We start from the raw sequence: 24,956 nt of genomic DNA, 5'->3' as shown, positions 1-24,956 counted from the left end.
TCCAATCTGCAGCGCTGCGGCATGCCGACGACCGGCCAACTGGAAGCCGGTGATACAACAGGTTGAAACCTGGGCTACTTTTCGAGCGCGTCGATCCTGCCAAACATCTGAAAGGAGCCTTTTTGAGATGTCTCCGAGACCGCTTTCGGGTTCGCTGGTTGCTATCGATTGATCGGCGAGACCCCTCGTCGCTTTCTCCACCGGCGTCTGCCGCCCTTCGCTTTTCCTCCGCCTGGCTTTTCCAAAGCTCATTTCGCAAGAGGACCAGTAGGCCCCTGCTGCTCATGGAATTTGCCGGGCGCGGGATTCCGTGGCTGTCTTTGAAGTTCGCCACAATATCTCTTCTTCCGATGTGTGCTTGATTTATTCGCTTATCACCGGCTCGGCTTCTCTCCTCACCTGTGGGCGGGCTGGGCCTGAGCCGACTGGCCAAATGGGCGCGAGGCTGGTCTCAACCATTCCGCTGGAAACGGCGTAACGGGTCAGCATGGCAGTCTTGTGGATGCTCAGCTTGGTCATGATGCTCTGCCGATGTTTCTCGACCGTTTTTACACTTACGCGCAGCAAGCCGGCTATTTGTTTGTTGGCAAAGCCTTCGGCGACCAATTGGAGGACCTCCTCTTGACGCCTGGACAAGGTCGGGGTTCCGTTAACCGGGCGGCGGCTATCACGGCGCGCTTCCCAATATTCTTTTGAGAGACGGACGAGGAGCGGGGGGCTAAAGGGGGCGCCTCCATCGCGCGCCTCGCGGATGGATTCCAACAAATTATCCCCGGCGGATTCTTTCATCAAATAACCGGCAACCCCTGCCTCAATGGCCTCGCGCAGGTGTTGCGCGTCACTATAACTCGAAAGGATGAGCACCTTGGCTGTGGGGACCCTGCGCGCAATCTTTCGCGCGGCTCCTACTCCGTTCAACAGGGGCATGGCCAAGTCCAGCAGGACCACATCTGGCCAAAGCCTTTCGGCCTCGCTCACGGCCTGCTGGCCATTTTCCGCTTCGCCGGCCACCTCCATATCTCCTGCCGCCTCCAGCAGGGCCCTGAGTCCCGCTCGAACAATGGCGTGGTCGTCAACCAGCAACACTTTGATGGGTTTCATAGATCGCTCCGGCTGCAGCGGTGGGCTTATTCCTGTGCTTACGGTCATGTCGTGAAAATAGACCGGCAAGGCGGTATGGGGTATTATGGGGATAACCTTAGGGGATTCGCCCCATACAAGGCAGGGAAAGCCGCGGCGCTCCGCGCACTCACCTGTTTGAAGCCTTGGGTGAACCCAACCCCCTCACCGGCGCTTCCGCGCTCGATGGCAAGGGCCGCAGGGGCGGCGGATTGGTCCAATTCACGTACTTGCGCAGGAGCCAGTGCCGTTGCATCGCTTCAACCAACCGTTCCAATTCGCGCATCGAAATCTGCGTCTGCAAAGCCAGCCCGGGAAGTTGTCCAGCCTCGTGGCCAACGGCCGCGCTGATCGCCGGCAGATTGGTGCTGGCAACCCGCAGGTCGCCGCTCGCCGCCTGCAGATTGGTCAGCGTAAGCTGCATTTCGTCCACCGACCGGCTGGCTTTGCCGAGGAGGGTCTTCAACTCCTCTGCGGCCGCGGGATCGCTCAGAAGCCTGCCCGCCGTGCCTTTGCCCTGCTGGAGCCCGGCAGCGATGCTGTCCATGCGTCCGATGAGCTGGTCGAGCCGCTCGCGCGAAGTAATCAGGTTCGAGCCCAATCCGCTCCACGTTTCAAGGCCCGCCCTCAGTTTCTTCAACGCGGGCACCGCCTCTTGGCGGATTTCCTCGACCGCGGATTCCAGCGCGCTGGGAAGCTGCTGGGTACAGATAATGCTGGCATTTTTCTCCGGCAACGGCTGGCCATGACCGCGCGTGATCTCGAAGTAGGCATCTCCCACCAGGCCGAACTTTCTTTTGACGACAGCGGAGGAGTCGGCGCGCACGAACCGGAAGAAGTCCCGGCGAATGTTCACCTCTGCCTCCATGCGTCCGGCGGGGTTGGCGCTGACATCGGAAACGGTCCCCATGAGGGTGCCCAGGAAATAGACCTCCGAGCCTTCCCGGATGCCCGCGGCGCCTTCCTCGGGCAAAACAATCCGCAGGGTGACATTGCCGATGAACCAGCGCTGGCTGCGGCCCGCCAGCACCAGCGCGGCGATGAGGACTGCGAGCACGACGAGCACGAAAGTGCCCGTGATCGCGTGAACGTGCCGGAATTTGAAGCGCTCTTCCATCACGATGGCTGGGTTGCCTCGGCGGTCAGCTCGTCGCACCTCAGGATGCAAATCGGTTTGTTCACGGCTAGAGGTAACTCAGCAACGACACAACCGCCGAAATGACAAACAGTCCGGCGACGGACCGAGTCAGCGCGCGCTGCGTAGCGCGCGGGATGTCCGTAACCGGCCCGCCGACGCCCAGCCCGCCGATGCAACAGGAGGCGCTGGTAAACAGGGCCGGAAGGATGCTCTTGGCCACGATGCCCGCGATGTCCTGGGGATGCAGCGCCTTGAGCACGCTGTTGGTGAAAAACCACACGTCCCGGCTGCCCGTGCCCAGCCAGGCCCCGAACAAATACCCGCTGGCAAGCGCCACCAGGATAAAAAGAATCGTCAGGCACAGTGTGGACACAGCCAGACCCAGCACGCGCGGCATCACGAGGTATTCGAAGGGATCGTTTCCCTCCCTTTGCAGGACACGAAGCTCTCCGTTGATTTTCAAGACCCCGAGTTCTGTCGCCATCGGGCTGCTGCTGCGCACGATCACCACCACGTTCGTCAGCAGCGGGCCAAGTTCGCGGGCCACGACCGCCACCAGCAGCGGCCCGAGCAGTTGTGACTGCCCCGCTTCGCCAGTCCAGAAGGCGAGCTGGACCACAACCGACATTCCGACAAACGCCGCTACTGCGCAGACAAAGCCGGCCGGTTCGACCCCGGCCTCCAGAACCTGCCGTGCGAAAAGGTTCCGCGCTCTGCGCGCCCAGTACCGCGGTTGAACACAGAGGCACAGCACAGTTCCGATCACCGCCGCCGCATGCCTCAATTCATCCCCCTGTGCCCAAACTACCTTCCCCAATTTGGCAAGGCCGCTCATGAATGTCTCGTCCTAATGGGATGTTCGCGGATTCGCGGTCACATCCTGGCGAGTCTCTTTTCACTCACCGGCTCATGGGCCAGCCCTCGGCTTGCCAGCCAAATGGGCGCGCGGTTAACTTCAACAACTCCGCTGGAAACCGCGTAGCGGGTCAAGACCGCGGTCTTATGGATATTCAGCTTAACCATGAGGCTCTGCCGATGCTTTTCCACCGTCTTGATGCTCAGCAACACTCGGATGGAATTCATAGATCGCTCCGTATCTCTGAAGGCACCCCCGCCAGGAAGTTGGTTGTTGCCAGGCACGCGCGCGCGCCAAGCCCCTCGGCGGGCCGGTCTGCCGCACTCTCCCACCTTCGGCGCCTCCGAGCGAGGCGCGAAGGGGTGTTTTGCGCCAGCCAGAAATCGTTAATGGCCTTGGCCATTTCGCCCAGTTTGTTGACTTCAACCGGTTTCACCAAATAGGCGTTGGCGCCCAGTTTATAAGCCGCCGCGATGTCCTCCTCCTCCCGGGAAGAACTGAGGATGATCACGATGGGGACCAATTCGGACTGCTCGCGGATCCATCTCAGGACATCCAACCCCATCACGAAGGGCAGCTTCAAATCGAGCAGGATCAGCTCTGGCAGCGGGAATCTCGATCGGTCGGCGAACTTGCCCGCCCCGCGCAGATAGTCAATGGCCTCCTGGCCATCCCCGGCCACCTGGAGGGGATTTGTCATGCCCGCCTTGCTCATCGCCCGTTGAAAGAAAAACACATCGTTTTCGTCGTCTTCCACCAGAAGGATTGGTTTGGTAATCATCTCTTAGCCTTTCGTTAATTGAATCCAAAATTGACTGCCTTTGCCTAACTCAGAGTCGAAACCGACCCGCGCCCCCATGCGCTCAATGGCTTTGCGCACAATCGTCAACCCAATGCCCGTGCCTTCGTATTGCGAGGCCGGGTGGATGCGCTCGAACATTCGGAAAATCCGGCCATGGTCCCGCTGGGCGATGCCGATGCCATTGTCCTCGAACCACACGCGGACCCCCGCCTGCACCGCCTCAGCCCGAATCCGGACACGCGGGAGGGTTCCCTGCGAGACAAATTTCAGCGCATTGCTCAACAGGTTCGAAATGCACTGAGTCAATAAGGCTTCGTTGCCCAAGACCGGCGGCAGGGCCGCTTCGATCCGTATCTCGGCTCCGGATTGCGACGGCTGGGTCTCGATGATGTCACGCATGAGTCTATCCAAATCCACCCGCGTGATCGGCGCCTCAGCGCGCAGCACTTTGGTGTAGCTCAACACATCCTGGATCAGGTGGTCCAGCCGCAGGGCAGCCCGGGAGATGCGCTGAAGGTAATCCGCCGCCCTGCCGTCCAGAGCCTTGTCCGTGTACTCCTCGCTGATTACGTTCGCATAGCCCTGCATCGCTCGCAGCGGCGCCCGCATGTCGTGCGACACGCTGTAGGAAAAAGCTTCCAGTTCGCTCACCGTTTCACGCAGCTCCGAGGTGCGCTCATCGACCAGTCCTTCGAGTTGGCTGGCGTGCTGGCTGATGACATCTTTGGCCGCCCGCAACTCACGCTCGGCCCGCTTGCGCTCCGTGATGTCACGGATATTGCATTGGATGACTTCCTGGCCGTCCTCGTCGTAAAGGTTGCTGATGAACTCCACCTCATGATGCTGGCCCGCTTTATTTTGGAGCGGCAAATCTTCGTAGCGAATAAAGTGGTTGCTCCGCAATTCTTGAAATGCGGCCCTGCTGGCGCTTTCATCCTTCAGCAACCCGATTTCCCAGAGCTCTTTGCCGAGCAATTCGGCGTGGGGGTAGCCCAATAACTCGGTCATGAACGGATTGGCGTCGGTAATTTTTCCCGTGTTTGGGTCCAGGATAAGTATCCCGTCGCGGGCCGCCTCGAACAACCGCCGGTAACGAATCTCCGAGGCTCGCATGGACGCTCGCGAGCCCCAAACCTCGGTGACGCCGCCTGCCACCCCTGCCCGGCTCGTTTCGGCTCTTCCAGACAGCCTTGGGCTTAATTTCATGTTTGCGGTCATGCGTTGACAATAGACCATTTGCATGGACTGGGGTATTATGGGGAAAACCTTGGGGGATTCCCCCCACATAACCAGGAAGGGTCCATACTTGCATTGGAGCATGAATACTCCATAGCGGACCGCGGGATTTATCGGGAAGGGCTCGCGTGAAGGGAGCCCGCGAAACCGGATGACCGGGCTGCCAGCGCCCGGCGCGGGGCCGGGTTAAAATTAACCCTGCGACCGGGCTGAACCGGTCGCAGGGCTTGCTTCGGCGAGTCAGGAACGAGCGTGGTTGCAGGCAGCCGCAGCAGGGTGCGGTGTTCGCTCAGTTGCCCCAGTTTCCTTGGCGGAAGAGGATGCCGCAGCGGCATAAATGTTCTGCATAACAAATTGCAGCGATCCGCTCGGCCATTGTACCAGGTGCCTCTATGAAATCGTAATGCTCGCCATTGCCCGTCTCTATTTTCATCACGTAACCGTCACACCCCGCATCGGGGATTCCCCCGATGGGCGTTTTTTTGAACTCTTCCCCGCCATTGGCTATTGACAATGCTCACTGAGAGTATCAAGGAGGCGCAGACGCCCCTCGAACTCGCAGCCGGGACGCTGCGCTACGTAACGCAGGCGTTCACGCCTGCGAGTTCCGGCAGCGTCCCGCTGCCGGTGCGGTGGCAGTGTTCAGGTGCGAACCATCACCGCTGCAAGGATTCGACTGCCCGCCCGCTTTCCCGGACGGGCCGCGGCTTGATATACTCGCGGACATTGGCGCTTTGACCCAAGACCTCCTTCACCGCTTCCAATAGCTCCTTGCGGGAAAAAGGCTTCTCCAGCGTCCCCGCCAGGTGCAGCCACGGATTCCGCTTCAGCTCATCCCTCGGCATCTCTCCGGACACCAGAATGACCGGAATGGCCCAGGCTTCGCCACGCAGCCGCTTGACCAGCTCCACGCCCGAAACCTTCGGCATGTTGTTGTCGGTGATCAGCAGATCGTAGTTCCTGGCATGCAGCGCTTCCCAGCCGCCGTCGCCATCTTCGGCCGTGTCCACCTGGTAGCCGGAGTCGCCCAGCACCGTGGCGCTCCACAGGAGAAGGGTCGCGTCATCATCGACCACCAGGATGCGAATCCGGCCAGTGGCCTGGCGTCGGGTTTGTGTTGCGAGTGGTTCTCCGGCGTTCAAGGTGTTGTTGCCTGTCACAACTACTACCATAACACTGCAGAAACCTCCGCGTCAGGTGGGGTATTCACCGTGGGGTATTCTCCTTCAGGCATTCAATCCTCCGGGCGAGCGAGCCCCATTTGGCGTTGGTTTTTTTGGTTTCGATTGCGTTTTTCACTTCACCCTGTATGGGGTGACAAAGTGTGTCACCGAGGTGACAAACCATGTCACCGACTCAAAAAAGTGGTTGGGCGTTGATAACTCCTCAACCCAGGTTTTGCCAGTCGGCACAACGATCATTTCCGCCCGCGGCACGGTTGGCAAAGTTGCGTTATCCGGCGCGAATGCTGGGAACCGGGGAAATCGTTCCCGCCATGCCTCTCCGCCTTGGCTTCCGAGAGCGTGATGCTTTCCTGGAGTGGTGATTACCAACTGGTCACTGCAACGAATGTTCTGGGGCCCTATGTTCCGGTTACCGGCGCGTCGAGTCCGCTAACCAACATGTTCACCGACCCTCAGCGCTACTTTCAGCTTAGAACGCCAGTTCCTTGATCATGGGGAACATCGAGAGCACTCGGAATATCGCGGCTTTCCTGAATCTGAGGGGAATATCCGCGTCCGTGCGGACTAGCGGCAGCCCCATCGAGCCGGCGCAGGACGAAGCTGGCTAAGTAATAGTTAGCCGAACACTGCTCTCGATGATCCCCTCGGCGATGGCGTAACGGGTGAGGCCCGCGACGTCGTGGATGTTGAGCTTGGTCATGAGATTCTGCCGATGCTTGTCCACGGTTTTGAAGCTCACCCCCAGCTCGGCGGCGACCTGCTTATTCGGTTTGCCCTCAGCGATTAATTGGAGCACCTCGACCTCGCGCGAGCTCAGGCGGTTGGTTCTCCGCTTGGATTGTCCCGCGCGATCGCGGTAGCTGCCTTCCCCACCGTTGACCCGTTTGGCGACCACCGGACTGAAAAACGTGTTTCCTTTTTGGACTTCGCGAATGGCTTTGGCCAGAACGTCTGACGAGGTCTGTTTGAGCAAAAACCCCGCCGCTCCTAACGTGGCCACCTGCTCGACATACGCGCTATCGCTGTGGGCGGACAGAATGAGCACTTTCGTCTCGGGAAAGTTTTTGCGGATCTGCCGGGTCGCTTCCAATCCGTTGAGCAGCGGCATCGCGATGTCCATTACGACCACCGCTGGCTTCAATTTTCGGGTCAGTTGCACGGCCTCGCGGCCCGTGGCCGCTTCGCCCACGACTTGAATATCGCTTTCGTGTTCCAATAACGACCGGAAACCTTCTCGGACCACACGGTGGTCTTCAGCCAACAGGACGGTAATCTGATTCATATAAGTCAAAGTGTTCTATTAATTGATTGAGTCAGCTCAGCTTCTCCTCCCCCCCCGGGGGGGGGGCCGATTCCGATCCTTTAGTGGAATTTGTGCAAGGATGGTGGTGCCTTTGCCGAGGGCGGACGTGACAACGAAATTGCCGCCCACCATTTCCAATCGTTCTTTCATGCCTAGCAGCCCCAATCGTTTGCTCTTATTGCCACGCACTACGCATTCCTGCAGAAAGCCTTTGCCATTGTCCATTATTTGCATGCAAAGAGTGCCGTCCAGGATCTGGAACTTCACCTCTGCCTGCGTGGCATGGGCGTGGCGTGAGACATTGGCGAGCGCTTCCTGGGCCACGCGAAAGAGCGCCGTGCGTTTGTCTCCGTTCACTTTCTCCGCCGCCGCCAGCGCCGACAACGTGACCCGGATACCCGTCTCGGCCCGGAAGTTCTTCAGATACGAATGCAGGGCCGGAATCAGGCCCAGGTCGTCCAACACCGTCGGGCGCAATTCGCGGGCAAAACGGTGCACGATCTTCACCGAGCGCTCCACCAATTGTTGCGTCAGCTCGATGCTTCGTTCGATGCCTTTGGTGTTGAGCGTGGCCTCTTTCCTTAAAGCCGCCAGGCGCACATTGATACTCGTCAAGGTCTGGGCGATCACATCATGCAGCTCCCGGCTGATCTTCTTGCGCTCTTCCTCCTGCGCCGAGAGGAGCTGCCGGGACAACAGCCGCAATTGTTCTTGCATGTTCCGCGAATGCTCCAACAACCGCCCATAGTGTTGCTCGCTTTTCTTGAGCGACTCCTCCGCCAGCCGCCGCTGCTCGGTTTCCGCCTTCAACCGCTGGTTGGAGGCGGCCAGGTCCATACTGCGCTGGCATAACGCCTGGGTCAGTTGCTCCAGGCGCTGATTGGTCTCGATCGCCGTCCGATGAAGCTCCTCGATCGGAGTGATGGCCGCCGCAAAAAAATTACCGGCTCGGCGCACGACTGCCCCCCGGCTCGCCGGCGAATCGCTCGGCGCCACCAATTGCAGCAACGTCCGCTCGTGAATCCTGACCAGGTCCAGCGTCTCCAGTTCCAGGTTAATAGCTCGGCGTCCCAAGTTCTGCGCCGGCTGCAAGCTCGCCCGCGGACCTTGCTTGAGATGTTTCCGCAACGCCGTCCAGTATTGCCTTGAAAGCTGACCTAGCTTACGATTCATGGCATCTCCCGTATTCACTGGTGAACCGCTCTATGGTTCTTACCGACCGATCCACCAACCGCCCCGTGCGGGCAATCTCCTCTTGGAGCTGCTTGGCGTTGTGGCCGGCCGCCTCTTTCACCGTCAATAGGCGCACATTGATTCCCAACAGCGTCTGGGCGATTTCATCCTGCAAATCGTGACTAATCTGCTTTCGCTTATGCTCCTGCGCCGACAGAATCTGGTGGGTGAGGTGCTGCAGATGCTTTTGCAGCGCCAGCGATTCCTCCAGCAGGGTTCGATAGTACTTCCCGCTTTTCTTGAGCGCTTCCTCCGCGGACCGGCGCCGGGCGATCCCCAGTTTCAATAGCCGGTTGGCGCCAGCCAGTGCCAGGGTGCGCCGGTCGAGCGCCTTGCTCAGTCGCTTCAACCGGGCGCTGGCTTTGAGCGCCGCGCGATGCGTCTCCTCGATTGGCGTGATCGTCTCCGCAAAGAATTCCCCCGCCCGTTCGAGTACCCCATCCCTGCTGCTGCCTGCCTCCAGTTTCTCCAGGGCGCGCTCGTGAATCCTCGCCACGTCCAGTGTCTCCAGCCCCATCGACGCCGCCCGGCAGCCCAGTCCCCGCGCCGTTTTCAGCCCTGCCCGCGGCTTTTGCCTCAGGTGCTTCTTCAACGCTGCTGCATATCGACTCGATAATGCGTTCACTTTGGGTTTCATTTTCTGTCCGAACTCGCCCTGCCATTTAGGGCGGCCTGTGGTTACTGTCGGCCCCGTCGGCCCAGCGAACCACTCCAACATCTACCCTTTGCTCCAAACTGTCTAATCGGGGATGTCCCCGATACACTTAGGACCTTTCTTTCACCGTAAGCCCTGTACGGCAAGAGATTGAAAGCGTGGAGGGTTTCTGTTTAATAGGGGGTTGATGGCCGGGCCGATGAAATCACAATGGGATTTTGGCGAGCTGTTCCCAGTCGAACAGACCCGCAAGGTGCTCTCGGTGACCGAGTTGACCTGGGAAATTCGGCGCGTGCTGGAAAAGCATGTCGGGTTGATTTGGGTGACCGGCGAGATTACAAATCTGCGCGTCCAAGGTTCCGGCCATATCTATTTCACCTTGAAAGATGCCGGGGCGCAGTTGAGCTGTGTGTTGTTTCGCGGGGAATTGCAGGTCGATAGCGCCTTGTTGCAGGATGGGCGCAAGGTGGTTTTGGGCGGCGACATCACCGTTTATGAACTCCGTGGACAATATCAGTTGCGCGTCACCACGGTTGAGTTGCAGGGGTTAGGCGCCCTCCAGGCCGCTTTTGAAAAGCTCAAGCTGAAATTAAAAGCAGAGGGCCTGTTTGCGACGGAACGGAAGCGGCCTCTGCCTCGCTTTCCACAGCGAATCGGTTTGGTCACCTCACCCACCGGCGCGGCGATTCGGGACGTGTTGCACGTGGTCAAACGGCGCAACCCCGGGCTCGAACTCATTTTGGCCCCCTGCCGTGTTCAAGGGGACGGGGCAGCCCTGGAAATAGCCGCCGCGATTCGCTTGCTGAATGATTTCCATAAGCGGCAGCAGGGCGGCCTCGATTTGATATTGGTGACCCGCGGCGGGGGGAGCCTGGAAGATTTGTGGGCCTTTAACGAGGAAAGGGTAGCCCGCGCAATTTTTGAGTCGGCGCTGCCGGTGGTTTCCGCAGTCGGCCATGAAATCGACTTCACCATCAGCGATTTTGTCGCCGATGTCCGCGCCGCCACCCCCAGCGCTGCAGCCGAGGTTCTGACCGAAGGTGTCTTTTCGAGTTGCCAGTTTGTTTCCGAGGCAACCGCCCGCCTCGGCCAATTGGCCAGGCAACAAATGGCTGATAAGCAATACGTGCTGAACCAGGCCGGGCTGCGGCTGGGTCGTCTGCACCCACGCCGCCGGTTCAACGAGTGGCTGCAGCGGCTGGATGACCTGCAGACGACTCTGAGCCGTTGCGCGCAACAGGGCGTCAGGCGCCAGCGGCTGGCATGGCGGAATCTTTCTGACCGCCTGGGGCGATTGCGTCCCGCTTTTGTGCTCAAACAACGGCGCGAGGTGTTGGACCAGGCCGGCCAACGCCTGCGCGAACAGGTCCGCCACAGGCTCCGCGAGACCCAACAACGGTTGGATGCACTGCAAATACGCCTCCGCCTGCTGGGACCGGAACAAGTTTTGGCGCGCGGCTATTCGATTACCATGGATACGGCTTCAGGAAGGGTGCTGCGGGCCGCCGCCGAGGCGCGCCAGGGACAGACCTTGAGGACAAGGCTGGCACAGGGAGAGATTGTGAGCAGAGTGGACACGAATGATGAGGAACGAAGGAGGAAGAGTTATGAATGATGAAGCGAGTGGCCTGGGAGTTTCGCGGAGGGACTTTTTGAAAACGACGACGGCGGTTTCACTGGGGGCGGCCTTGAATGCGGCCGCCCTGGCTGAAGGGGCGCCGGAGACGGGAGGAAACACTGGACAAAAAATGATCGGCATTCAGGCCGGGGCGGTTTCTTTTGTGGATGAGGGCGTCGAGCGGGTGCTGGACATCTTTCAGGAACAGGGGGCGGTGAACACGATCTTTTTGGGAGCCTTTACTTATGGCCGCGGTCTGGCTGGCCGCCAGATACCAGGCCAGCCTTTCCCCGACCACGGCGTGCAGGATTCCGATGAACGCTTCTTTCATGGAGGCAATTACGCCACCCCGCACCCCGAGTTCTATAAGGACACCGTTCTGAAACAGACCCGCGCGCCGGACTTCGGCAACCTCGATATTCTGCGAGCGGTGCTCCCCAAAGCGAAGGAGCGCGGGATGAAAGTGTTTTGCTCTTGTGAAGACGCCTGGCGCCCGTCGGTCCCTGGCTTTGAAGAGGTCGCCGAGGTCGATCTCAACGGGCACAAAACCGGTTCGCAATGCCTTTTCAATCCGAATGTGCGCAATTTCTGGGTGGACCTGGCGACCGATTATTGCCGGTCATATCCGGTGGACGGGGTTTTGTTTTTCAACGAACGCAATGGTCCGCTGCTCAATGCCCTGGGAGCAAGCCATGCGCAAAGCATCGCTTCTGGCCGCGTGACCTGTTTCTGCGAGCATCATCGGCTGGCGGCCCAGGCGCGCGGCATCGACATCGAGCGCGCCCGCCAGGGTTATAGAAAGCTGGACGAATTCGTGCAGCAGGCCCTGACCGGCCAGCGGCCAAGCGATGGCTACTTCGTCGAGTTCTGGCGGGTGCTGGTCGAGAATCCTGAAATCCTGGCCTGGGACAGGCTATTCGATATCAGCAAGCACCAGGTCGTGGCGGATGTGCGGGCGGCTGTAAAACGGGTGAATCCCGCCCTGGAGGCGGGCTTTCACATCGAGCATGTCAACTCGTTTAATCCGATCTTCCGCGCAACGCGTCGCTACGACGAGCTGGCCCAGAAAGCCGATTTCTTGAAGGTGGTTGTCTATAACAATTGCGGTGGTGAGCGCTATGCCCACTTCATCCGGAACGTCGGCGCGACGGTCTTTCGTGATGTGCCGCAGGAAGAGCTTTTGCGCTTCAACAATCATTTGTTGAATTATGCCAATGAGGCCGGTTTGAAGGAGTTGCCCCAGGCCGGTCTTTCCCCCGATTATGTCGCGCGAGAGACCAGGCGGGCCTTGGATGGAGTGAAAGGCAAATGCAAAGTGCTCCCAGGCATCGATATCGGAATTCCGACAGGAAAAAACAGCCGCAAAGCTTCACCCGAAGACACTTATGCGGCAGTCTCAGCCGCGCTCAAGGCAGGGGCGCAGGGGATCATTCTCTCGCGCAAATATTCCGAAATGCGACTCGCCAATCTCTCTGCCGCCGGGCAGGCGGTAAGGCAGAGCTAGCAACAAGGTCGTCCCAGGAAAAAGTGGGTCTTGCCTTGGGTGACTCTTCAAAACACTGAGGGATCACCCCCTTTCTTATTTTTTCGACTCGGCATTATCAGAGGCTTTGCAGTAATGCCATCAGTTGATCGGGCGGGCGGTATCGGGGAGGCCGTCCGTAGAAGGGCTCGGTCTTGGTCAGCAAACAAACGTCACTGGCTGACTGTTTGCGGCGGAATATTTGTATAGCTTCCGGCATCCGCGTGCACCCGATTACCTGCAGGGTCAATGATGGTTGCGGTGACGAACACGAGCGTGTGCCGATTAAGAGAGTTTGATTTGCTGCCATCCAGTTCCGCAAGCGCGGCGGCCGCAGGCATTTGATCATCATTCAATCTAAAAACCAGCGTTTGGCCGTCCAGCATATTCACTGAATTCGTTGTTTGCTGCACGCGAAATTGAGGTGAGACTGTCGGGATATCAAATTCCTGCCCCGCTGAATTATAAGCTGGCGTCGTGTTCGCAGATGGGGCGTAACCTAAGAATTCGGTCACCGAAGTGATGACCGGTAATCTGACTGTATAACCGTCGGACAAGACTGTCGGCACCGCGTCGAGAACCGGACCACACTCGATAGGCCCTGCTTGAGGAACGATGCTGCAAGTGCCATTTGTTTCCTTAAGGCAAAAATTGGTCACGACAGAAATGGTTTGTGTTGTCCCGATTTGAACCTGGCGTCCGCTCAGGGTCACGACTCTCTGCTCAGCGAGACCTTCAACATCATCGCGTGAGCGTAATTGCTTTAGCCCGGTTAAGAAGCTTTCGCTGGTAAGAACACTGGGACTGGTCGAGTCATACCAACCGGCAGATACGTCGTTCGGCACCGTCATGAATCTGGCTTCCATCTCGATTTGCGGCACGGACGAATTGGTGTTCATTGCCACAACTACGGCCGGCAGCGCGCGATGTTGTTTAGTCGCTTCGTCCAGTTGCCGCCGCAAAACGGCGGTTTCGCCGCGCAATCGCAAGAGTTCATCCCGATTGTTTTGTTGCTGCTCATTTTCCCGTTGTGCCGCCGCCAATTGACTTTTTGCGTCGTCGCGTTCCTGGCTCATTTGCGCAATTTGCTGGTTCTGCGATGTTTGTTGTTCCTGTAACGCGGCGACTTGCTTTTGCAAATGAAACGAGTAAATGCCGGCGCCAATCGCGACCGCGGCAAATCCAGCGATAAAAAGCTTTTGGAGCATGGCGATTCCGGCGGTAACGGTTATTGCGGAAGTTGCGGCTAAGATTTTCGCAGCCAGTCCCACCGGGGCAGCGTGCACGGCATTCGCGGAAATCAAAATTCCCAGACTGCCCGCGCCCATGGTGATTTTGTTCTTCGCGAAAATCTCGCGCAGTTTTTCCACTGCACGGCTCACCCGTTTTTGCGCGGCATCGTCGCTCACCCCGAGAATGGTGGCGATTTCGGCGGCGGATTTCTTATGAAAATAGCGCAGCACCACGGCATCGCGGTCAGCGTCAGTCAATTCGCCCAGCGCGGCATCCAGGTGCGGTTCGATCTGCTCCCACCCGGCATCCGCTGAAGTTGAAATCGGTTCGCTCATGGCAAAGGCCTCCTGTTCGCGCGCCCGACGGCGTTCGATGGCGCGGACGGTCTGGGCGGCGATGTTTTGCGCGGTCCGGTGCAGCCACCCCGCCAAAGTCGCCCGCTCCACCAGTTCGGAAGCTTGCCTGGCCAGCGCGATGAATGCGCCTTGGGTCACGTCTTCGGCAAGATGCGGATCACGAACCATTCGAATGGCGGCTGAATAGACAAGGTCCACATGGCGGTGGACCAGTTCGTTGAACGCGGCCTCAAGCCTGCGTTCGACGTAGGCTTTCAGCAATAGGCTGTCGGTCCGATCCGTCACTCATTGCATGTTAGCCACCGGGTCAGAAATCGGACAGGGAAAGGTGCTTTTTCTCGAACCAGATTTGCGCACCGCCCAGCCTGCGGCCTATGCCGCCGCGGGTTGAACCCCTCAAAAACCTCGTTTTGCAGGTAAATCAGGCCAGAAAATGGGTTTCTTGCGACAACTGATTGGAAATGAAGTCATTTCTCCAAAAAGTCGGATTGAACCGCCTTGTTCGCTCTCAGACGCTAGCCGTTTCCTTCAAAAAACCCTGGAATTTCTCGGCTGAAACCACCGCCGCTGCGCAACGCGCAGCGACCAAATCCGAACGAAATTCAATATGGTGGAGCCGACAGGAATCGAACCTGCGACCTTCTCATTGCGAACGAGACGCTCTACCAACTGAGCTACGACCCCATCACGTTAATGGGAATTATTATGGAACAATAAAGACCGCCCGCAAGCGCAAAGAACTGCAGCCTACGGACCGCGGACCGCATAGAAAGGACGGTTGAATTTAGGCATCACCTCAGCGATGTTCGCTCGTGAATCAATCCGTAACACTCGATGAAATCGGTACGTGCCGGTTGGGCGAGGTCCGCAAAGCACTGGCCCCCTGTTCCATCGTCATCTTCGGGGCCAGCGGCGATTTGACCGCGCGCAAACTGGTCCCGGCCCTCTACCACCTTTTCATCGACAATCAAATGCCGCCGGATTTCCGCATCATCGGATTTGCGCGGCGGGAGAAAACCGACGCATCCTGGCGCCAGGAACTGCGCCAGGCCTTGGACCAGTTCTCCCGCACCAAACCCGTCGATAACAACGTGTGGGAACAATTCTCACAGCACATCTCCTATTGCCGGGGCGACCTGACTGACCCAGGGGCCTATCAACGGCTCGAACAGCAACTCACTGCCCTGGGCAGCGAACCGTTGCGCAAGAACCTGCTGTTTTATCTCGCAACCTTGCCCAGCCAGTTTGGGTCGGTTATCGAACAGCTCCATCAGGCGGGGCTTTTGCAAAAAAATGATGCCAACGGCCGGGGCTGGCAACGGATTGTGGTCGAGAAACCCTTCGGCCATGACCTGGAAACGGCCCGCCAGCTCAACCGGGAACTGACCCGCTATGCCAGCGAACAGCAGGTCTTTCGCATCGACCATTATCTGGGCAAGGAGACCGTCCAGAACATCCTGATGTTTCGCTTTTCGAACGCGACTTTCGAGCGGCTCTGGAATCGGGACTCGATTGATCATGTGCAGATCACCGTCAGCGAGGAATTGGGCGTGGGGCAGCGCGGAGGCTATTACGAAGAAGCCGGGGCGTTGCGCGATATGGTTCAGAACCATCTGCTGCAGGTCCTTTCGCTGGTCGCCATGGAGCCGCCGGTTTCACTCGAAGCCGAGTGCATCCGGGATGAAAAAGTCAAGCTGCTCAAATCCATCCGGCGCCTGACACCCCAAGAGGTGGCGCGCCAGGTCGTTCGCGGCCAGTACTTTGCCGGCAAAGTCGATAGCGAACTGCGGGTCGGCTATCGGCAGGAGCCGAAGGTAAAACCCGATTCGAATGTGGAAACCTATGTAGGGCTTGAATTGTTCATCGATAATTGGCGCTGGTCGGGTGTTCCCTTTTTCCTGCGCACCGGCAAGTGTCTCCCGCTCAGCGCCAGTGAAGTGCGCGTGCAGTTCCGCCCCACGCCTCACGTCCTGTTTGCCGCAGAGTGCGGCCAACAACTTGACTCCAACTCTCTGACGCTGCGTTTGCAACCCAACGAGGGCATTACACTCCGTTTCAACGGAAAGGTGCCTGGCACCAGCCTGGCTGTCCGTCCCGTGCGCATGCATTTCAGTTACGACAGCGAATTTGGCGCCTACACGCCCGAGGCCTACGAACGGCTCCTGCTGGAGGCCATGGCGGGCGATGCCACTCTGTTCATCAGGCGCGACGAGGTGGAGACCGCGTGGCAAATCGTGGATTCCATCCGCCAGGCCTGGGATGCCAAGCCGCTGACCAATCGCGAGTTTTATTCAGCCGGCACCTGGGGGCCGGTCGCGGCCGATGACCTGCTCGCCCAATCGGGCCATGCCTGGCGCGAACCGGCAGTGCTGACCGGCAAAGGGCCTGCCGCGAGAATCGCCGAAGATAGCCCTGTGCCACGCTCCTGATTTCACTGTGATGAGCCATTTCGACCTCCTCAAGCATCCCAATCCCGAGAGCCTGGCCCAGGCAGCCGCTGCCGCGTGGCTCGATGAGCTTGGGCGGGCCGCCACCCAGCCGGGGCCTTATCTGGTGGCTCTTTCCGGCGGGCGCATTGCGGCTCGCTTCCTGCAACGCGCATCAGAGCTTGGGAAGGCAAGCGCAGATAAAATCTTCCGTTCTGTTCATTTCTTTTGGGGTGACGAACGTTGCGTGCCGCCGGACGACCCGGAAAGCAATTTCGGAATGGCGCGCCAATGTTTTTTGCAGCCTCTGAGAATTCCAGAGGCCCAAATCCATCGGATTCGCGGTGAGGACCAACCCGAGTTGGCAGCAGCCCAAGCCGAGGCCGAGCTCTGCTCGAAGGCCCAGCGCGCCGCCAATGGCCAGCCGGTCATCGACCTGGTCTTCCTGGGCATGGGTCCAGAAGGCCATGTCTGCTCGTTGTTTCCAGGTGAACCCGAAGACCTCGCCCTCAGCCCCGCTGTGTTTCGCCCCGTGGTAACACCTAAACCGCCGCCCCGTCGAATTACCCTCGGCTACCCCGCTCTGGCTGCCGCGCGCCAGGTGTGGCTTCTGGCATCCGGTGAAGGAAAGGAAGAGGCATTGCGCGAATCACTTGCGCAAACTCGCCGCACACCCTTGGCCCGTGTGCTGGCTATGCGCTCCCACACACGAGTTTTTACTGACCTGGCCATTCCAACTTGACGCGGCGGCGCTTCAATGGAATGAGTAACCATGAAGCTCTTCCCTGGCCGGGGCGGCCAGAGCAGTGTTTTTGTGACGGCCACGAGCATCTTTGAAAAAGAGAAGATTTTTTGAACAAGTAGCGTCGCTATTGCATCTATTATAGCAGTTGCGAAGCAGATTTCGCTGTTCGTTTAGGGTTAGTATAGAGGTTTTGCTTGTAATGCGGTTCGAACAGCGAGCAAATAGTTGGCCGCATTACCCTTCTGAGCGCCTGGGTGAAGGCGTATAAACCTCGTCACCACTGAGAGCCGGATGCAAATCCGGCTCTTTGTTTTTTGCTTTTGACATCCCCGCCCTTGCACTAACTTTCGGGACGATGAAACATCACCTCGATTTCGAAAAGCCGATTGCAGAATTGCAAACCAAGCTCGACGAATTGAAGAAACATCCCGAAACCCACTCCCTCGACCTGAGCGTGGATGAGGAGGTGGCGTTAATCGAAAAGAAACTCGAAGAAACCAAGCGGCAGATTTTTTTGAATCTCAGCGCCTGGGACCGGATCAAGATCGCACGCCATCCCAAGCGACCGTTTTCCCTGGATTATTTCCAGTCCGCGTTTACTGATTTCAATGAACTGCATGGCGACCGGCTTTTCGCCGAAGACCGCGCGGTGGTGGGGGGATTTGCGTCGCTGGGGCCGCACAAACTGGTGGTCATCGGCACGCAAAAAGGGCGTGACACCAAGGAAAATATCCTGCGCAACTTCGGGTCTGCGCATCCGGAGGGCTATCGTAAGGCCCTGCGTTTAATGCGGTTGGCGGATAAATTTGGACTGCCGATCATCACATTGATTGATACAGCCGGCGCCTATCCGGGCATCGGCGCTGAGGAACGCCACATCGCTGAGGCCATCGCGGTGAACTTGCGTGAAATGATGCTGCTCCAAGTGCCCATCATTGCCGCAGTCATCGGGGAAGGGGGCTCTGGCGGCGCCCTGGGCATCGGTGTCGCCGATCGCGTGCTCATCCTGGAAAACGCCTATTACTCGGTCATCAGCCCTGAAGGGTGCGCCGCGATTCTCTGGAAGGACCGCTCGGCCGCTCCTAAGGCCGCCGAGGCTCTCAAGATAACCGCCAAACACCTGCTGGAATTGGGTCTGGTGGACGAGGTGGTCCCCGAGCCGCTTGGCGGCGCCCACACCGACCACGACCGCACTACTGAGACCTTGAAGGGCGTCCTTCTGCGGCACCTGGAACAACTCCTGGCGCTGTCTGCCGCAGAACGGCTCAAGCAACGATACGCCAAATTCCGAAGTTTCGGTCATTTCAACGAAAAGAAACCGGCAGCGCTAAACGGCGCCGACACCCCAACCCAATAACCCACTTCATTCGCGGGATTGGAATGTTATATCCCTTTACCTTTCACCCAATCTTTAAGCAGCGGGTATGGGGCGGACGCGAGTTGGAGCGCCTTTACGGCAAAGGGCTCCCCCCTTCGGCGCCCATCGGTGAATCCTGGGAAGTCAGTGATCGGCCCGGCGACGTCAGCGTCATCGCCAATGGCCCGTTGGCAGGCAAAGACCTGCGTTGGCTGCTCGAACAGCATTCCAGCGAATTGCTTGGACATTCAACCCCTCCTGAGGCGCGTTTTCCGCTCCTTATCAAAATCCTCGATGCGAGGGAAAAACTCTCGCTCCAGGTCCACCCGCCGCCGGCCAAGGCAGCGCAGTTGGGTGGCGAGCCCAAAACCGAAATGTGGTATATCGCCCATGCCGAGCCCGGCGCCGAGCTTTATGCAGGGCTCAAACAGCGAGTGACCCGCGCGGGATTCGAACAGAAACTGCGCGATGGCTCGGTGGCAGATTGTTTCCACCGTATCCCCGTTCAAGCGGGCGACGCGATGTTCTTGCCCAGTGGCAGGGTTCATGCCATCGGCGCCGGTCTCGTTATCTTTGAAATCCAGCAAAACTCGGACACGACCTACCGCGTGTTCGATTGGAACCGGGCGGGGCTCGACGGCAAGCCGCGCCCGCTTCACTTGCGCGAATCACTCGAGAGCATTGATTTCCAGGATTTCGAGCCGGGCCTTGTCAGCAACGAGTTCCGCCCCATAAGCCCCGGCACTGAGATTCGGTCGCAGACCCTCGTGAACGACCCGCTTTTTGTGGTGCAACGCTATCGCATCGGTCCGCTCGCAACTTTCAGCCTCCAGCCGCATCGAATGCAAATCCTGGGCGTTATTAGCGGCCAACTCGAACTGCGCGCCACCCATTTGAATGTGCTGCTTCCGGGCCAATTCGTCCTCATCCCCGCCTGCTTGGCCCAGGCCTCGATTTCAACAGAGCGTCCTGCCAGTTTTCTCCTTGTGCAGCTCAGACTTCCTGATCCCGTGCAAAAGGAGTGAGACGGTGTTCTGAGGCTCATTTCCAGAGTGGACAATGCGAACCGATGCGTTCATTCTCTGCTCGACTTCTTCATGAGAACACTCTTGCTGGGCATTGACAGCGGCACACAATCCACCAAGGTCCTCGTCGTCGATGCGCGCGACGGCAAGGTCCTGGCAGCGGCGGCGCAGGAATACGAGCTATTGCCAGACCTGCCGCCCGGGGCCAAGGAACAGCACCCGCACACCTGGCGCGAGGCGACCGCCAGCGGGATTCGCCGCGCGTTGCGCCAGGCCAAAGCGGTCGCCGCCGAGGTCAAGGCCATCGGCGTTAGCGGTCAGCAGCACGGCTTCGTGCCGCTTGACCGCAACGGCGAAGTCATCCGGCCAGCCAAACTGTGGTGCGACACTTCCACTGCCGCCGAGTGCGACGAAATCATGGAACGGCTCGGCGGCCTCAAAAAGACGGTACGCGCGCTGGGCAATGCCGTCCTGCCTGGATTCACCGCATCGAAGATTCTCTGGCTCAAGAAGCATGAACCCAAGAATTATCAGCGGCTTGCTACGGTGCTGTTGCCGCATGATTACTTGAATTTCTGGCTGACCGGCGAGCGGGTGATGGAGTACGGCGACGCCAGCGGCACGGCGCTGCTCGACGTGCGCAAGCGTAAATGGTCCGATACGGCGTTGGAGGCTATCGACCCGGACCTTGCGGGCAAGCTGCCGCCGCTCATCGGCAGCGACCAGCCGGCGGGAGTCCTGCACTCAGCGACGGCCAAGCTGCTGGATTTAAACCCGGGCGTGCTGGTCAGCGCCGGCGGAGGCGATAACATGATGGGCGCCATCGGAACGGGCAACACCCGTGCCGGGGTTATTACCGCGAGCTTCGGCACCAGCGGCACCATTTTCGCCTGCGCCGAAAAACCCATCGTCGATCCCCAAGGCGAGATCGCCGCCTTCTGCGACTCGACCAACCGCTGGCTGCCCTTGCTCTGCACCATGAACGTCACGGTGGCCACGGAGATGGCGCGCGACGATTTCGGGTGGTCGCACGAGAAATTCGCGGCGGAGGCGGCGCGCGTGGCCCCCGGTTCTAACGGGCTTATGTTGCTCCCCTATTTTGAAGGGGAACGGACTCCCAATGTGCCGGACGGCACAGGCGTCTGGTTCGGTGTGACTCAAAAGACTTTTGAGGCAGGCCATTTTGCCCGAGCCGCAATGGAAGGCGTCACGCTGGGAATGAATTATGGCTTGCGGCGCTTGGCGGAATTAGGGGTCAAGCCGGTCCAAATCCGCGCCACGGGAGGCGGCGCAAAGTCCAAGGTCTGGCGCCAGATTATGGCGGATATTTTCAACACGGAAGTGGTCACCTTGAAAGTGAGCGAAGGGGCTGCCTATGGGGCGGCGTTGCAGGCCCTCTGGTGCTGGCGCCGGCAACAGGGCGAGAAGGTCTCGATCAGCGAGATTACCCATCAATTTGTTGAACTGAACTCAGCCGAAACAGCGGAACCTTGTCCAAAAGACGCGGAGGTGTATCGGCAGATGCAGGAGCTGCAAGATGACCTTTCGCTGGCTTTGAGGGGCGCGTTTAGCAAGCATCGCCGGTTGATGCTGCGCGGATTGCCTGGAAGGGATATCACTTAGAGCGGCTCTCCCGTCGTCCTCGAAACCCCTGGAGAATCGAGGACGAGGACGAGGAGGATGGCGGCGATCAGTCATAGTGCGTTATTGTTAGTTTGGCCAGGTTGCCTGTAGGCACTCGTCTGATTTGCCGTCGAACTCGCGCACCGAATATCGCTGCTCAAACTCGCCAATCGAGCCGGGAGGATCGTCGGAAGAAACCGCGACCATGCTGTTGCAGAAATGGTAGGAGCTGTAGAGCCATCGCCCATCAGAGGCATGCCCAAGAAACAAATGGTGCACAAATCCACTGTTGGCGCCGTGCCAAAACGCGTAAATAATGAACTCGCCGTTGGTCATTCGGACAACATTGTCGCTCGTCCAGGGAGTAAGGCCTTTAAGCCCGTCGAGTTCTTTGCTGATCTCCTCATTCGTGATCGATAATCCGGCTAGGCGGCCTAGCGTTTCCGTCTTCCATGCGGCCCGGGCGTGTTCGTATCTCCCCTTGGCTGCCCACCAACAACCACCGAGCAGGAGGACGATTGCCGCCGGGATCGTTAGCCACGGTAGGACTTTGCGGCTCATGGATTATAGCGCGTTCCTCGCTTTGTATCCGTATTTGCGAGCAATTCACACCACACACTCTGGCCTTTCGCCCAGGCCCAGCATCCATTCATAGACCTGCGCCATCTGGATGCCGATAGGCCCCCAAGTATATTTGGCGGCGACCAGTTCCCTGCCGCGGCGCCCCATCTCGTACAAGGCAGCGTCCGGCAAAGCGCACGCCGTCTTGAGCGCCTGGGCCAGCGGCGCTACTCCCGTGCCGATCCACCAACCGCATTGGTGGCGTTCGAGTTCCTGCCAGGGAGTTGCCTGGGTCGTGATGACCGGGAGTTCGCAGCTCAGCGCCTCGGGCACCACGAGCCCAAAATTCTCACTCAACGACGGCAGCACGAACAGGTCTGATTCGCAATAGAGCTTTACCTTATCGCGCCCCCAGACTTCGCCGCAAAAGATGACCCGTTGCCCCAACCCGCGCGCCTGCGCCGCCGCCTTCACCTCGGCCAGATGTCCACCTTCATCGGGTCCGGCGATGACCAGTTCCCAATCGCTCGGGCCGGCGGCGTGCCAGGCCTTGACCAAGTTCAGCAATCCTTTTTTAGGATGAATGCGCGAGAGGAACAGGAGCCGCCGATTGCGCCTGCTGCGCGCGGTGCGCGCTGGAAGGCGCTCGGGCACTTCAACCCCATTCGGCACGAGCGCAATCCGGTTGGAGTAGCCGCCACGCCGAATGCCATCGGCTTCCATGTTCGAGGTGGCGCGCAGGCAGGTTGCGGCTCGCAAGCAAGCGCGTTGATAGAGCATGGCAGCCAGGCGCTTTGCCAATAGGGATTGTGTCAGGGCCCATGGTTCGAGCATCCCGTGAGGCGAAACGATGTAAGGCCGGCGGGTCCGGCGGGCCCAGCGCCAAACCGCCACTGCCGGATATTTCCAAAGCCCATGCAAATGGACCAGCACAGGGTGGTTTTCTTTCAGGGCGCGAGACAGGCCGGGCGCATAGCCAAACCTTCCTGGGCCAATGACCGCCTGGGTGCGAACGCGCAAAGGAGCCCAGCAGGGCACGTCGTGCCCGGCGCGTTCGTCTTCAAGGCCCAGAACGGTCAGGTCCGCCCCGGTCGCGTCCTGGACGCTTTGCGATAAATGCCGAACGCTCTCGAAGAGACCGCCGGCCAGCCGGGAGACGGACTGGGTCACATGAACCAGCCGTGCACCTTCGAGGCTCCGCAAACCAGGAACAGGAGCTAACGGCGGAAAGGAAGGCAATTCAGTTGTGGCTGGGGTCATAAGACTCGTCGCGTGAGGCCGCGCGACGGAGCTTCCGGCGCGGGTAAACGTGACGCAGCGATTTCACAGTGCGAAAATATGCCTTTGCGCAAGGCGCCGCAATCCGCAACGGATAACCCAAAACCTCGCCTCGCCTAAAGAATTTTTTTGAGCCGCGAAGGAACGAGAGCAGGCCGAGTTGTGTCTTCAATGTGTTCCTGGCAACATGCGGAAAAAACCCCAGCAGGCATTGGCGTCCTCCCCGATGTCACGGCGCGTAGCCGTAGGCCTGGACCGTGGGCCAGGTGCGAATCCCGCTATGCTGAAAGAAAGCGGAATCAGCGCCAGCGCCAGAAGCTTGCTTCTCATGGAAACACCCCACTGTCTTGGAAAGGGCCAGCCGTTTCGATGGGGTCGTTTCCTCCTTTCCATCTGAGGGGCGACCCAGGGGCGGGATTACAAGTTCTACATCCAAACCCTCCGAGTAGTGGGCTAGCCGCTAGGCCCCGCTAGGCCCAACCAGTCTGAAGCAAATCGTGCATTAGGACGCACCCCCCGGCAGCAGGTATCCCAACGCCCGCACAGACCCGCCAGGTGATGACGAGTTACCGCGATTTCTCCCCCACGTCCTGCAACCTAAATAAGTGCCTCGCCACATCTCTTAGCCCTTCGGCAGAGCATTAAATTGAAACTGATAGATTGCTTTTTGGCACGCGAATTGTTTTGTACGCTGCGCGGGTGATCTCAATACCGAGGTTCACCTTTGCGGTTTAATGCGTTAAGCTTATAATGAAACAAGAATAACCGTGGAAAAACCGTCAACTATTCGCCTTCATTTTGTCTTGCTCGTGATCGTCTCGGCTTTGACTCTCGTTGATTGCTTGCCGGCTCAAGCCCTGACCACGATTTATAATTTTACGGCACAATCCACCTGTTGTGGATTTCCAACTAACAACGATGGATCACGTCCTGTTGGTGTAATCGCTTTGGGCAACACTCTCTACGGTACTGCACAATCAGGCGGCATTTCCGGGATCGGTACTGTTTTTAAGGTCAACGTAGACGGCACGGGCTTTACAGTTCTGCATTATTTCACCAATTCCGCAAATCCTCTTGCCGGTTTGATATCGTCAGGCAACACCCTGTTCGGGACCACAGAGTGTTGCTATGGCAGCGTGTTTGCTATAAACACAGATGGCATGGCCTTTCGGACACTGCATTTTTTTCCTTTTTTGGACAGCGGAATGAGTCCTCGGGCACCGTTGGTCATGTCGGGTATCACACTATACGGGACCAGTTTTGGTGCGACACCGAGCTTTGGCTATCAGCCGGATCCTGGATCGGTTTTCGAGATCAACAAAGATGGAACGGGTTTCAGATACCTATACGTGTTCAGCATCTTCAACAGCGGTGGGGCCTACCCACAGGCAGGGTTGATTTCCTCAGGTGACACCTTTTATGGCTGACATTTTGGCGCTAATTTATGGGAGGTTATTCGAGGTTCAGACCTTAGTTTTCCGCAGTGTTGGGCGGTTTTGCTGCTTTCAAGAGCTTTCCAACTCACAGGAGCGGTCCTCTGGGTGAGTTTAAAATACCTTCGGAGCCGGTAATCCTCTTACACCAGTCCTAGGACCTTTTTGCTGAGCTTCTTTCGGCGCTTGGGACCGGGTAACGATTCGAAGAGTTCTTCCCGGCTGAGCCGTTGCATCTGGCGAAGGATGTCCT

22 protein-coding genes and 1 tRNA gene are annotated in these 24,956 nt (G+C 58.7%); 8 read left to right on the top strand and 15 right to left on the bottom strand.

Translation table 11 applies throughout. The annotated features are described in order from the left end of the window. Positions 1–363: 363 nt before the first annotated feature. The 11 genes from VG146_15725 to VG146_15675 all read right to left on the bottom strand — a co-directional run bounded on the left by VG146_15725 (position 364) and on the right by VG146_15675 (position 9,508). Positions 364–1,101: a response regulator transcription factor gene (locus tag VG146_15725; protein HEV2393802.1), complete on the bottom strand. Its 738-nt coding sequence runs from the start codon at positions 1,099–1,101 to the stop codon at positions 364–366. A 148-nt stretch (positions 1,102–1,249) separates the two neighbouring features. Then, positions 1,250–2,275, bottom strand: coding sequence for an MlaD family protein (locus tag VG146_15720; GenBank protein ID HEV2393801.1), 1,026 nt, complete (start codon positions 2,273–2,275; stop codon positions 1,250–1,252). 28 nt (positions 2,276–2,303) lie between these two features. Next, the gene (locus VG146_15715) at positions 2,304–3,092 is read right to left on the bottom strand and encodes an ABC transporter permease (protein ID HEV2393800.1); all 789 of its coding nucleotides are present in this window, start codon (positions 3,090–3,092) and stop codon (positions 2,304–2,306) included. 38 nt (positions 3,093–3,130) lie between these two features. Next, positions 3,131–3,340, bottom strand: coding sequence for a hypothetical protein (locus VG146_15710; protein HEV2393799.1), 210 nt, complete (start codon positions 3,338–3,340; stop codon positions 3,131–3,133). Further along, positions 3,337–3,894: a response regulator gene (locus VG146_15705; protein HEV2393798.1), complete on the bottom strand. Its 558-nt coding sequence runs from the start codon at positions 3,892–3,894 to the stop codon at positions 3,337–3,339. Before VG146_15705 ends, VG146_15710 begins: the two co-directional genes overlap by 4 nt. A gap of 3 nt (positions 3,895–3,897) precedes the next feature. After that, positions 3,898–5,121: an ATP-binding protein gene (locus tag VG146_15700; GenBank protein HEV2393797.1), complete on the bottom strand. Its 1,224-nt coding sequence runs from the start codon at positions 5,119–5,121 to the stop codon at positions 3,898–3,900. A gap of 319 nt (positions 5,122–5,440) precedes the next feature. Beyond that, positions 5,441–5,665 carry a hypothetical protein gene (locus tag VG146_15695; protein HEV2393796.1) on the bottom strand — a complete coding sequence of 75 codons (225 nt, stop codon included), beginning with the start codon at positions 5,663–5,665 and terminating at the stop codon, positions 5,441–5,443. Between the two features lie 142 nt (positions 5,666–5,807). Beyond that, the gene (locus VG146_15690; GenBank protein HEV2393795.1) at positions 5,808–6,323 is read right to left on the bottom strand and encodes a response regulator; all 516 of its coding nucleotides are present in this window, start codon (positions 6,321–6,323) and stop codon (positions 5,808–5,810) included. A 616-nt stretch (positions 6,324–6,939) separates the two neighbouring features. Further along, positions 6,940–7,617, bottom strand: coding sequence for a response regulator transcription factor (locus VG146_15685; protein HEV2393794.1), 678 nt, complete (start codon positions 7,615–7,617; stop codon positions 6,940–6,942). Positions 7,618–7,653: 36 nt separating this feature from the next. Continuing rightward, entirely contained in the window at positions 7,654–8,811 is a 1,158-nt protein-coding gene (locus tag VG146_15680) for a histidine kinase (GenBank protein ID HEV2393793.1), read from the bottom strand. Then, entirely contained in the window at positions 8,801–9,508 is a 708-nt protein-coding gene (locus tag VG146_15675; protein ID HEV2393792.1) for a histidine kinase, read from the bottom strand. Before VG146_15675 ends, VG146_15680 begins: the two co-directional genes overlap by 11 nt. 217 nt (positions 9,509–9,725) lie before the next feature. On the opposite strand from VG146_15675, the gene xseA reads away from it, so the two are divergent. Next, positions 9,726–11,141, top strand: a complete 1,416-nt coding sequence (gene xseA, locus VG146_15670) for an exodeoxyribonuclease VII large subunit (GenBank protein HEV2393791.1) — start codon at positions 9,726–9,728, stop codon at positions 11,139–11,141. Continuing rightward, the gene (locus tag VG146_15665) at positions 11,134–12,648 is read left to right on the top strand and encodes a hypothetical protein (GenBank protein ID HEV2393790.1); all 1,515 of its coding nucleotides are present in this window, start codon (positions 11,134–11,136) and stop codon (positions 12,646–12,648) included. The genes xseA and VG146_15665 overlap by 8 nt, the downstream gene beginning before the upstream one ends. A 191-nt stretch (positions 12,649–12,839) precedes the next feature. On the opposite strand, the gene VG146_15660 is transcribed toward VG146_15665, so the two are convergent. Continuing rightward, positions 12,840–14,540 carry a sigma-70 family RNA polymerase sigma factor gene (locus tag VG146_15660; protein ID HEV2393789.1) on the bottom strand — a complete coding sequence of 567 codons (1,701 nt, stop codon included), beginning with the start codon at positions 14,538–14,540 and terminating at the stop codon, positions 12,840–12,842. Between the two features lie 323 nt (positions 14,541–14,863). Then, a tRNA-Ala gene (locus VG146_15655) sits at positions 14,864–14,939 on the bottom strand. A gap of 128 nt (positions 14,940–15,067) precedes the next feature. Between VG146_15655 and zwf the strand changes: the two genes are divergently transcribed. The 5 genes from zwf (at position 15,068) to xylB (ending at position 21,431) form a co-directional block, all read left to right on the top strand. Beyond that, positions 15,068–16,684 (top strand): glucose-6-phosphate dehydrogenase, encoded by a 1,617-nt coding sequence (zwf, locus tag VG146_15650; GenBank protein ID HEV2393788.1) that lies wholly within the window; start codon positions 15,068–15,070, stop codon positions 16,682–16,684. A 10-nt stretch (positions 16,685–16,694) separates the two neighbouring features. Continuing rightward, positions 16,695–17,423, top strand: coding sequence for a 6-phosphogluconolactonase (gene pgl, locus VG146_15645; protein ID HEV2393787.1), 729 nt, complete (start codon positions 16,695–16,697; stop codon positions 17,421–17,423). Positions 17,424–17,781: 358 nt separating this feature from the next. Then, a complete protein-coding gene (locus VG146_15640; protein HEV2393786.1) occupies positions 17,782–18,783 on the top strand; it encodes an acetyl-CoA carboxylase carboxyltransferase subunit alpha in 1,002 nt (333 codons plus the stop codon). A 23-nt stretch (positions 18,784–18,806) separates the two neighbouring features. Further along, a complete protein-coding gene (locus VG146_15635; protein HEV2393785.1) occupies positions 18,807–19,808 on the top strand; it encodes a type I phosphomannose isomerase catalytic subunit in 1,002 nt (333 codons plus the stop codon). A 72-nt stretch (positions 19,809–19,880) separates the two neighbouring features. Next, positions 19,881–21,431 (top strand): xylulokinase, encoded by a 1,551-nt coding sequence (gene xylB / locus VG146_15630; GenBank protein ID HEV2393784.1) that lies wholly within the window; start codon positions 19,881–19,883, stop codon positions 21,429–21,431. An 87-nt stretch (positions 21,432–21,518) separates the two neighbouring features. Here the strand turns inward: xylB and VG146_15625 are convergent, their stop codons facing one another. After that, the gene (locus VG146_15625) at positions 21,519–21,992 is read right to left on the bottom strand and encodes a hypothetical protein (GenBank protein ID HEV2393783.1); all 474 of its coding nucleotides are present in this window, start codon (positions 21,990–21,992) and stop codon (positions 21,519–21,521) included. 45 nt (positions 21,993–22,037) lie between these two features. After that, positions 22,038–23,252 carry a glycosyltransferase gene (locus VG146_15620; protein HEV2393782.1) on the bottom strand — a complete coding sequence of 405 codons (1,215 nt, stop codon included), beginning with the start codon at positions 23,250–23,252 and terminating at the stop codon, positions 22,038–22,040. Positions 23,253–24,037: 785 nt separating this feature from the next. Between VG146_15620 and VG146_15615 the strand changes: the two genes are divergently transcribed. After that, positions 24,038–24,697 (top strand): choice-of-anchor tandem repeat GloVer-containing protein, encoded by a 660-nt coding sequence (locus VG146_15615; GenBank protein ID HEV2393781.1) that lies wholly within the window; start codon positions 24,038–24,040, stop codon positions 24,695–24,697. Positions 24,698–24,956: the final 259 nt, after the last annotated feature.

The sequence above is a fragment of the Verrucomicrobiia bacterium genome, from assembly GCA_035946615.1.
In the GTDB taxonomy this organism is placed as follows: domain Bacteria; phylum Verrucomicrobiota; class Verrucomicrobiia; order Limisphaerales; family UBA8199; genus DASYZB01.
The sequence above is the reverse complement of the archived record's forward strand: the minus strand, read 5'-3'. Positions and strand labels throughout refer to the sequence as shown.

What these genes read in the sequence shown, in the direction of transcription:
- VG146_15665 (HEV2393790.1), top strand. Translation starts at nt 11,134, where the DNA reads ATGAATGATGAAGCGAGTGGCCTGGGAGTTTCGCGGAGGGACTTTTTG.
- VG146_15635 (HEV2393785.1), top strand. Translation starts at nt 18,807, where the DNA reads ATGTTATATCCCTTTACCTTTCACCCAATCTTTAAGCAGCGGGTATGG.
- VG146_15640 (HEV2393786.1), top strand. Translation starts at nt 17,782, where the DNA reads ATGAAACATCACCTCGATTTCGAAAAGCCGATTGCAGAATTGCAAACC.
- VG146_15685 (HEV2393794.1), bottom strand. Translation starts at nt 7,617, where the DNA reads ATGAATCAGATTACCGTCCTGTTGGCTGAAGACCACCGTGTGGTCCGA.
- VG146_15710 (HEV2393799.1), bottom strand. Translation starts at nt 3,340, where the DNA reads ATGAATTCCATCCGAGTGTTGCTGAGCATCAAGACGGTGGAAAAGCAT.
- pgl (HEV2393787.1), top strand. Translation starts at nt 16,695, where the DNA reads ATGAGCCATTTCGACCTCCTCAAGCATCCCAATCCCGAGAGCCTGGCC.
- VG146_15705 (HEV2393798.1), bottom strand. Translation starts at nt 3,894, where the DNA reads ATGATTACCAAACCAATCCTTCTGGTGGAAGACGACGAAAACGATGTG.
- VG146_15690 (HEV2393795.1), bottom strand. Translation starts at nt 6,323, where the DNA reads ATGGTAGTAGTTGTGACAGGCAACAACACCTTGAACGCCGGAGAACCA.
- VG146_15715 (HEV2393800.1), bottom strand. Translation starts at nt 3,092, where the DNA reads ATGAGCGGCCTTGCCAAATTGGGGAAGGTAGTTTGGGCACAGGGGGAT.
- VG146_15700 (HEV2393797.1), bottom strand. Translation starts at nt 5,121, where the DNA reads ATGAAATTAAGCCCAAGGCTGTCTGGAAGAGCCGAAACGAGCCGGGCA.
- xylB (HEV2393784.1), top strand. Translation starts at nt 19,881, where the DNA reads ATGAGAACACTCTTGCTGGGCATTGACAGCGGCACACAATCCACCAAG.
- VG146_15620 (HEV2393782.1), bottom strand. Translation starts at nt 23,252, where the DNA reads ATGACCCCAGCCACAACTGAATTGCCTTCCTTTCCGCCGTTAGCTCCT.
- VG146_15725 (HEV2393802.1), bottom strand. Translation starts at nt 1,101, where the DNA reads ATGAAACCCATCAAAGTGTTGCTGGTTGACGACCACGCCATTGTTCGA.
- VG146_15675 (HEV2393792.1), bottom strand. Translation starts at nt 9,508, where the DNA reads ATGAAACCCAAAGTGAACGCATTATCGAGTCGATATGCAGCAGCGTTG.
- VG146_15680 (HEV2393793.1), bottom strand. Translation starts at nt 8,811, where the DNA reads ATGAATCGTAAGCTAGGTCAGCTTTCAAGGCAATACTGGACGGCGTTG.
- VG146_15625 (HEV2393783.1), bottom strand. Translation starts at nt 21,992, where the DNA reads ATGAGCCGCAAAGTCCTACCGTGGCTAACGATCCCGGCGGCAATCGTC.
- xseA (HEV2393791.1), top strand. Translation starts at nt 9,726, where the DNA reads ATGAAATCACAATGGGATTTTGGCGAGCTGTTCCCAGTCGAACAGACC.